The sequence below is a fragment of the Caballeronia sp. genome (assembly GCF_049581465.1).
Lineage (GTDB): Bacteria > Pseudomonadota > Gammaproteobacteria > Burkholderiales > Burkholderiaceae > Caballeronia.
Genome location: NZ_JBAUSA010000279.1, coordinates 1 through 5,701 on the forward strand (window position 1 = coordinate 1; position 5,701 = coordinate 5,701).

Annotated in this window: 3 protein-coding genes and 1 pseudogene; 3 read left to right on the top strand and 1 reads right to left on the bottom strand. The window is 57.4% G+C overall.

The window, feature by feature from the left end; translation table 11 throughout:
• Nucleotides 1-505 precede the first annotated feature (505 nt).
• The 3 genes from WCA53_RS06915 (at nt 506) to WCA53_RS06925 (ending at nt 4,694) form a co-directional block, all read left to right on the top strand.
• Nucleotides 506-1,675 (top strand): acyltransferase family protein, encoded by a 1,170-nt coding sequence (locus WCA53_RS06915; protein WP_423907289.1) that lies wholly within the window; start codon nt 506-508, stop codon nt 1,673-1,675.
• Between the two features lie 387 nt (nt 1,676-2,062).
• Complete coding sequence (locus tag WCA53_RS06920) at nt 2,063-3,163, top strand: glycosyltransferase family 2 protein (protein WP_423907283.1); 1,101 nt, start codon at nt 2,063-2,065, stop codon at nt 3,161-3,163.
• 16 nt (nt 3,164-3,179) lie between these two features.
• Nucleotides 3,180-4,694: a N,N-dimethylformamidase beta subunit family domain-containing protein gene (locus WCA53_RS06925; RefSeq protein WP_423907286.1), complete on the top strand. Its 1,515-nt coding sequence runs from the start codon at nt 3,180-3,182 to the stop codon at nt 4,692-4,694.
• Nucleotides 4,695-4,734: 40 nt separating this feature from the next.
• On the opposite strand, the pseudogene WCA53_RS06930 reads toward WCA53_RS06925, so the two are convergent.
• Nucleotides 4,735-5,701: pseudogene (locus WCA53_RS06930) on the bottom strand (beta-glucosidase); the annotation flags it as partial.

Sequence of the window (5,701 nt, forward strand, 5' to 3'; positions counted from 1 at the left end):
TACATAGGATAGGACGATCGAAAATAATTTCGAATGAAGGAAGCGCCGATAGTCCCTTTTTTGCGCTCAGGGATTGTGCAAGCCCGAAAGCAAAAAATCGCGATATTCGAAGCGTGTAAAGGGGATAGTCGAGGCTTTCGAACGGCTAGCGCGCCGGTCAGCGAGACTTGGGTCCCATAAGCGGAAAAAACCGGTTTTGGGGCGTAACGTGCGAACCTCTTTTTCGCCGGAGCCTTCTGTTCGTTCGCGTACTGAAGCTCCAAATTTCCGCGGCTAGGATGTACGTTCTATCCGTCGGTCAGACGTCGACGCGACATCGTCGCAAGGATCAGTCGGATGTGCGTCGGCTCGTTTGGCCAGCGCCGAAAACATCCCTGAGCGATAGCCGGGGCCGCACACTTGATGTGATAGGGCCAAGGTGTCGGTTCCTTCAGGAGCGTGTAGCAGTGAGGACCGAAGCCATACGAATGACAGCCCTTCACTTCGAGGAGAATGGCCGTTGAAAATGTCAACCGGAGCATTGCCGCACCGTCTGTCACACATCGACGCGATTCGCGCCGTAGCGGTACTGTTCGTGATGTGGACGCACTACGCTGAGAAAATTTCTGCTATCGCCGGCTCCGGACAATGGCTGAATACGATCCAGCATTACGGCAATTTTGGCCGGATTGGCGTTGTTGTTTTTTTTGCGCTAAGCGGTCTGCTGATCCCGAAGAGTTTGACCGGTCCGATCGGTGAGGGCACGCACCGGTTCCTGATTCGGCGCTTCTTCAGGCTTTATCCAGCCTACTGGCTTTCGATGCCACTCGGCTTCGTTACGTACTGGGTGCTCTTTGATAAGCAAATGCCGCTGACAGGTTGGCTCGCCAACGCAACGATGCTGCCGGATGCGCTGGGCCAGCCTGAAATGATGGGCCATTATTGGACGCTGGAAACCGAATTGGTCTTCTATGTGCTGTGCCTCGGTCTGTTCTGGCAGGGGGGAATACAGCGCATGCGCGAATTGTGCGCGGTCTGCGTTGGACTGGGCGTGGCATTCGTCGTCACTTCGGCCCTGCACGTGATTCCCGAAAGTGCACTGAGCCAGTACAAGGGCATGATGTATCACTTGTCGATCATGTTTTGGGGCGCGTGCTTCCGGAAGGCCTACGATAACCCAGATGATCGCGTGGTCTTTGGACTGCCGGGCGTACCCGCGCTGCGCGTTGACTGGTCATTTAGGACTGCACTTGTGGCCGTGAGCGGCGTAATCGTCTGCATCACGTTACTGATCGGGGCGTCTGCGTTCAAACAACACGACAGCCAGCATGTCATCAATTCAGGTAGTTACCTCATCGGACTGGCGGTGTTCACGGCACTCGCGACTATCTGGAAGATCCACCTGCGCTTTTTCGCGTGGCTCGGCAAAATCAGCTATTCGATGTACCTGCTACATGGCGTACCGATCTATGTGATTTTTTGGGCCTGCAGCCGGGCGGATTGGGTGGGCGCTCCGTTAGCCCTATATATGGTCATTGCTACGGTGCTGACGATCGGTCTGTCCTGGGCGAGCTTCAGGTTCGTCGAGGAACCGTGCATTCGGTTTGCGCACGCCTATACATCACGTTCCGCGCAGAGATACAGGATTCGCGACTTTGCTGGTGACGCGGCACCGGACAGACAACGTCCCGAATAGAAAACAGTCGCGTGAAATGAGTTTGACGAACGCGCTCCCGTATAAACGTTTCCGAATACCTTCAAGCTTAGAGGTTCGCCAGTCACTATATGATCGTGGCGCGTCCAGTGCGCTCCTTTGAACTTATCGTAGGAAGGTTCATTAAGTAGGAAGGTTAATTAATTATGCCGGGCAAAGGTTGCAAATGCGTAACGCGCCAGAAGGGAAATCGTAGGGGCGACGATCGCGAAAACTTACGTGCGTCGCCGTACATTAGAACGTGATTGGGGCAGATAGCATAGGCAGTGAAAACATCCAGAGTTAATGGTCGACGCACTTGTTTAGGTGTCGCATTAAACGGCAATAAGCTGAACTTTAATACAAACTTTGAACCGTTCGCATAAGCCTATGAGACAAGCCACTAGCAATACATCAAAGATATTATTGTCGGTGATTATCCCTGCTTATAACGTCGAACGTTTCATCAAAGCATCGCTCGAGTCCGCTTTGCAGCAGCCGAGGGCGGATGAGATTGAACTTATCGTAATCGACGATGGATCCACCGACCGCACGCTGGAGCTGATCCTGGCCGTCCAGAGAACTGCGCGCGGCCGTAACATCAAGGTCATCCATCAAGAAAACAGGGGAGTGAGCGCCGCGCGCAACACTGCAATCTTGCACGCCACGGCACCGTATATCGGTTTTCTGGACTCCGACGATGTTTGGGCGAAGAGTTTCACCGAAACTATCATGCCGCTGCTCGATGCAGACGTGGCAGACATCATCGAATTCAATGTCGGAATTATCGACTCAAAGGGTCGCGTGATCGACAAGGTGGATTTGATCGACGGCGGCTCGGTGGGTCCGCGCGTCTGCAACACGTCAGCTCTCATGGAGTTTGCACGCGTGTGCCAGGTCTTTCCCGCGGCAAGAGTGTATCGCCGTGAGTTGTGGGACGGCATCGAGTTTCCCGCTGGTCGCGTGTATGAGGATTGCTCTGCGATTCCCCGAGTATATGTACGAGCGCGTACGTTGCACCGCCTTTCGGAAAAGCTCTATTTCTATCGCCGGCGCGCCGGCAGCATCACGCAGACGGCCACGCCACACACGGTTTCGAGCCTGGCGATCTCCGCGGAAGAAGCTCTGCAGTTTTGCAACAACGGCGTCCACGACGTTTACTGGATGGCGATGTTTCACAAGATCTTTTCGTATGCTTGCATGCAGGCATCGCGCGTCCACGCACACGCGTTCCCGGAATCGATGAAGATCGTCGAGGCAACAGCGGCTAGATATCGAACGTTCGCCGAGGAGCGCAAGGAGGACTTGCCTCCGCTGCGCTTTCATTCGCGGATCTTCATTAATCGCCGCGTGTTCAGGGCGAAGTGGGTGCTCAAGCGCGCCCTCGGTCTGGACTTGAGCTTACCTGCCGCTGCCACGAAGTCATCGCCGCATGTTAAACGGGTGGAGACCGAAAAACTACGCGGTTACCCGCACGACGTAAGCAAGTGAGCGAGGCGCAACAAGGATGCAGATATATCCGATTCAACCGAGTTTCACCGCGGGCGACTGTTTCGCACTCGCTGCGCAGCCAGGTTGCCGGTTTTCGATTGCGATTTATCAGCAGCGCAACGACGAAGCGCTGACCAGTGTAAGCGGCATAGTCGTCTCGGACATGAAAGGCGTCACGGCGACGCTGATTGACGGGAAGTACGTATTCCAGTCGTCAGGCAATAACTCACCGGTCCCATTCGATCAGGACTGGGGGTGGCCGACCATTTCGATGAAACCCCATGCGCCGGCGCTTGAAAGCGGTGCTTATGTCGTTGTCGCCTATGAAGTCAGCGCGAACGGCGAGCCGCTGAGCGACCTTGGCCGCAGGTGCTCCACGCAGCAGCCTGTGTTTGGCTGGCCGCCCGACAGCGACAACATGGCCCTCGTCATCGCGCGCCCGCGCACGCCCGCGGCGCCGATCGCTTACATCGTTCCCACCGCTACCTATCACGCGTACAACGCGACGGGCGGTGGTTGTTATTACCGCGACCCCATTCATCGAACATCGCCAGCCTTGAAGGTCAGCCTGCGCCGGCCGGGCGGAGGACTTGGCGCGCTACTGGGTGAACCCGCCGATCCGTATGATCCGCGCTCCCCGCGGCAACAGTTCACTCACTGGGACGCGAAGTTCATCCGCTGGCTGCGCGCCGAAAACATGGCGTGCGACTTTTACACTGACCTCGACTTGCATTGCGCGACGGACTTGGATCTGGCGAACTATAAATGTATGTTGAGCGTTGGACACCACGAATACTGGAGCCAGGAAATGCGGGATCACGTTGCCCGCTTCATCGCTGGCGGCGGCAACCTGGCTGTGTTCAGCGGCAACACGTGCTTCAGGCCAATCGATTTTGGCGTGCAGGGGCAGGGTGATGCGAAGGAGATGAACCGACTGTCGGAGAGTTGGCCAGACTTCAACGAAAGCGATCTCATCGGCTTGAGTTACGGTTATGGCGGCGGTAAATTCGGCATCTGGCGACGCCTGAGAGGAGGCTGGATCCAGCGCAAGCGTGGTCCAACCGGTTTCAAGGTCGAGCAGGAGCGCCACTGGGTGTTCGCCGGCACTGGCCTGAAAAATGGCCAGACCTTCGGCGCCGAGGATCGTCTGGCAGGCTATGAGGTTGACGGCGTGCCGCCCATTTCCAACGGGTTCAACACGCTTGCCAGGACGCCGCAACTCGTCGGCTGGGACATCGGCGGAGTGGGCGCATTGGGTGTTTTCCAGCCTGAATCGGTTGGCAACGCGAAGCAGGGACTGGTTTTTAACTGTGGCACGACTGACTGGGCGCGGGTGTTGAGCGACCCTGACGCCAGGAGTCACGCCGTCGTTGCGCAAATCACCCGCAATGTTCTTCGCAACTTTCTCGGCCACGGCGCTGACAGCGCCTCTTGGCAGGATGCCTCGCTGGACGAAATCGTGGCGCACACGGATGCGGGTGATTCGGTCCTCGATGTCCAGCAGGACACTGCGGCGGCAGATACGCCTTGAGAACGCCGACGACCCACCGTCCTGACCTATGCGAGTCGCGCTAACGCTCCGGCTCGGCCGCCGCAGGGGTCAGGTACTTCGGCATCGGCCCTAGCTGCCAATTCAGGCCTTGCGCAGGAACCACAACGGTCGATGTAACCCCTTGCCAGTCGCGTTGAATGTAATTGCCCGGGGGAATTTTCACCAACGTCGGGTGCGCATTTGTCCCGGCCTGCCATCCCACTATCACCGGATCGGTCGTGCCATATTGGAAGACCTCGACGTCGCTGCTGTCTATTAACGCGTGATCCCAACTCCTCGCGCCCAGCGTCTTGGCTAGCACGGCGGTGGCGACGTAGGCGGGCTTAGGCGACAAGTCCGCGCGCAGCAAACCGAAGTTGGCTTCCTGGTCGTCGGATCCGGCACCGTCGTCGACGAAGTCGTACCAGAATACGGCTTCGACCGCGTTGTACCGTCTCGATAGCAAATAGGTGCGAACGATGTTTCCCGCCTGCACGACCTCGCTTAGCCCGGCCGATGCAGGCGCGGATGGCCAACCTATTTCTGTGACCCAGACCGTGAAGTGCCCTTGGCCGGGTTTGGGACTGGCCGCCATCATCTTGCCCAGATGAGGCCATACGGTAGGGACACTCACTGAATCGATGACGGAGTCCTTAGTTCCGTAACCCGTCTCCGGAGGGTAGGGCGACATATACGGGTGGACACTGAATCCATCCTGGTAGCCGGCCCCGCCGGCGGCGAGTATTGACGTGATGCAATCGCCGCTGGGACCTCCGCCCGCTCCGCCACCGCCGCATGAGATGACGGTCGCGTCGGGACTTGACGTCTTGATCGCGACATATACGTCCTTGAGCAAGGCCACATAGTTCGCATAACTGATATCCCCGAATGAAGGCTCGTTCCAGACCTCCCAATGCTTGACCACGCTGCCATATCGTCTTGTCACCGCCCTGACGTAGTTCACAAAAAGCTGGCGTTCCTCCGCCGTTCGCGGGAAGCCCTGAGGC

Bases quoted from the DNA above. Each gene is read 5' to 3' on its own strand.
- WCA53_RS06925 (WP_423907286.1), top strand. From the start codon at position 3,180: ATGCAGATATATCCGATTCAACCGAGTTTCACCGCGGGCGACTGTTTC.
- WCA53_RS06915 (WP_423907289.1), top strand. From the start codon at position 506: ATGTCAACCGGAGCATTGCCGCACCGTCTGTCACACATCGACGCGATT.
- WCA53_RS06920 (WP_423907283.1), top strand. From the start codon at position 2,063: ATGAGACAAGCCACTAGCAATACATCAAAGATATTATTGTCGGTGATT.